Source organism: Actinomadura rubrisoli (assembly GCF_004349215.1).
GTDB classification, from domain to species: Bacteria; Actinomycetota; Actinomycetes; order Streptosporangiales; family Streptosporangiaceae; genus Spirillospora; species Spirillospora rubrisoli.
In genome coordinates, this window is the sequence record NZ_SMKU01000593.1 from 1 (window position 1) to 2906 (window position 2906).

A 2906-nucleotide genomic window follows, 5' to 3' on the forward strand; every position below is an offset into this window, starting at 1 on the left:
CCCGGCCGACCCCTCTCCCGTCCGGCCCCGCGGTCAGGCGACGCGTTTCAGTTGGGCTGAGAGGTGGGACTGGAGTTCCCGGCCCACCGCCGCCATGTCGTAGGCCCAGCCGAGGTCCTCGCCGATGAGGCCGTAGAGGCGGGTGCCGCCGGTGACCTCCTTGGCGGACTCGGTGCGGGCGACCACGTCGGTCTGGAGCTCGACGCGGGTGAAGGCCACCTCGCCGAGGTAGATCTCGACGATGCCCGTGGGGTGCGCCAGCGTCAGCTCGACCCGGTGGTCCGGGCGCGGGCGCCAGTAGCCGGTCTCGGTGGCCAGCGGACGTCCCAGGGTGCCGTCCTTCTCGATCATCCAGGTGCGGCTGGTGTAGATCAGGAACGGCTTTCCGATGTGGGTGAAGGACATCTCCTGGCCGAAGTTGAAGTCCTCGATGGTGGGGTAGCCGCCGACGCCGGCCCCCTCCCACGTGCCCAGCAGGAACTTCAGCGGTTCAAGGTCCGGGTGCAGCTCAGGCTCCATGGGGAGCGAGCGTAGCGGCGCCGCGTCGCCGCTGCTCCGCCTCCGGCGGCCCGCCCGCTACTTCAGACGGCTCAGCCGGACGACGAGCAGGATGGCCGAGACCACCACCAGCCCGAGCACGAGGATCAGGACACCCGCGTTCACCATGCCGCCCACAGCAGGCGATGCTACGCCCCGCGAAGGCGTTTCGCCCGGAGGCGGGCGGGCTAGAGTGCCGGTATGGCGAGACCTCTGGTGATCAAGGTGACCGCGGGGGCGGACGCTCCCGAACGGTGCAACCAGGCGTTCACGGTCGCGGCCGCGGCGGCGGCGAGCGGGGTGCCCGTCTCGCTCTGGCTGACCGGCGAGTCCGCCTGGTTCGCGCTGCCGGGCAGGGCCAAGGAGTTCTCGCTGCCGCACGCGACGCCGCTGGACGATCTGCTCGCCGTGATCCTGGACGGGGGACGGGTGACGCTGTGCACCCAGTGCGCGGCCCGCCGGGACATCGGCCCGGACGACATCCTGCCCGGGGTCCGGATCGCGGGCGCCCCGACGTTCGTCGAGGAGATCACCTCGGACGGCGTGCAGGCTCTCGTGTACTGACCCGGTTGTTCCGGCCCAGAACGGAAATGAGTCCGCCGTCGTCCCGTTCTCCTGGGGAGCTGCCGGCATGGTCGACATACCCGCCTGGGCCTGGGTCGCGGCGATCGGGCTGATCGTCGCGCTGTTCGTGTTCGACCTGGTGGTGGCCGTGCGGCGGCCCCACGCGGTCGGGCTGCGCGAGGCCGCGTTCTGGTCGGTGTTCTATGTTTCCGTTGCCGTCCTGTTCGGTCTCGCGCTGTGGGGGCTCGGCGGGTCGCGGGCGGGCACCGAGTACTTCTCCGGCTGGATCGTGGAGAAGAGCCTGTCGATCGACAACCTCTTCGTGTTCGTGATCATCCTGGCGCGGTTCGGCGTGCCGGAGCGGTACCAGCAGAAGGTGCTGCTGTTCGGCATCGCCGCGGCCCTGATCCTGCGGACGGTCCTGATCGCGGTGGGCGCCGCGGCCATCAGCCTGTTCTCGTTCACGTTCCTGTTCTTCGGGCTGGTGCTGATCTGGACGGCGGTCCAGCTCGTCCGGCACCGCAAGGAGGAGCCGGACGTCGAGGACACCTGGCTCGTCCGGCGGGCGCGCAGGATCCTGCCGGTGAGCACCGACTTCCACGGCGGGCGGATGCTCGCCCACGAGGACGGGCAGCGGGTGATGACGCCGCTGCTGCTGGTGTTCGTGGCGATCGGGAGCACCGACGTGCTGTTCGCCCTGGACTCCATCCCGGCGGTGTTCGGCGTGACCAAGGAACCGTTCATCGTCTTCACCGCCAACGCGTTCGCGCTCCTGGGCCTGCGCGCGCTCTTCTTCCTCATCGAGGGGCTGCTGGAGCGGCTCGTCTACCTGTCCATCGGCCTGTCGGTGATCCTGGCGTTCATCGGGGTGAAGCTGATCCTGCTGTTCCTGCACGAGGACGTCAGCCATTCCGTCCCGGAGATCCCGACGCCGCTGTCCCTCGGCGTGATCCTCCTCGTGCTGGTGGTCACCACGGTCGCCAGCCTCCTGCGCGTCCGCGCCCATCCGGACGAGCGCGCGCAGGCGGGCTCCCTGCGGGGGCCCAAGGAGAGGCGGCGGGAGGAGGCCGAGCGGCGCTGATCCGCGCGGTCTGAACCCCGGCGGCCGCGGGCGCGTACTGCTGATCATCGCCCGCCGCCTCAGGAGGTCGTCCCACGTGGCCGCTCGCACCCTGGCCGTCCTGGCCGGTCTCGGATTGATCACCGCCGCCGTCGCCGCCCCGGCCGGTGCGCACGGGGCGTTGCAGAGCCCGGTGAGCCGGTCGGTCGTCTGCGACCCGGAACGGGCGAGCGCCCGGTCGGGCGCCTGCCGGGCCGCGGCCGGGCTGAGCGGTCCGGCGCTCGCCGAGTGGGACGAGCTGCGGGTCCCGAACGTGCGCGGACGCGACCGCCAGGTCATCCCGGACGGGAAGCTGTGCAGCGCCGGGATCAGCCGGTTCAAGGGCCTGGACCTGGCGCGTCCGGACTGGCCGGTGACCAAGCTGTCCGCCGCCGCCCGCCACACCTTCGGCTACCGGGTGTCGATCCCGCACCGGGGGAGCCTCCGGCTCTACGTGACGCGGGACGGCTACCGTCCGACCCAGCGGCTGACCTGGTCGGCGCTGGAGCCCAAGCCGTTCCTGGAGGTGAAGGACCCGCCGCGGCGCGGCGGTGCCTACGTGTTCACCGGACGGCTCCCCCGGGGCAAGTCCGGCCGCCACCTCATCTACACGATCTGGCAGACGTCCGACACTCCCGACACCTACTACTCGTGCTCCGACGTGGTGTTCGGGGCGGCGGGCGGCGCGGACAAGACGGACGGGGCG

4 protein-coding genes are annotated in these 2906 nt (G+C 71.3%); 3 read left to right on the plus strand and 1 reads right to left on the minus strand.

Annotated elements, in window-relative coordinates; all coding sequences use genetic code 11:
• Positions 1-33: 33 nt before the first annotated feature.
• Positions 34-519: a heme-binding beta-barrel domain-containing protein gene (locus E1298_RS45780; protein WP_131903631.1), complete on the minus strand. Its 486-nt coding sequence runs from the start codon at positions 517-519 to the stop codon at positions 34-36.
• Between the two features lie 219 nt (positions 520-738).
• Between E1298_RS45780 and E1298_RS45785 the strand changes: the two genes are divergently transcribed.
• The 3 genes from E1298_RS45785 to E1298_RS45795 all read left to right on the plus strand — a co-directional run.
• Positions 739-1101, plus strand: a complete 363-nt coding sequence (locus tag E1298_RS45785) for a DsrE family protein (protein WP_131903632.1) — start codon at positions 739-741, stop codon at positions 1099-1101.
• 67 nt (positions 1102-1168) lie between these two features.
• On the plus strand, positions 1169-2182 hold the full coding sequence (locus E1298_RS45790) for a TerC/Alx family metal homeostasis membrane protein (protein WP_131903633.1): 1014 nt from the start codon (positions 1169-1171) through the stop codon (positions 2180-2182).
• 76 nt (positions 2183-2258) lie between these two features.
• The coding region (locus E1298_RS45795; RefSeq protein WP_131903634.1) for a lytic polysaccharide monooxygenase auxiliary activity family 9 protein at positions 2259-2906 on the plus strand (648 nt) is incomplete at its 3' end.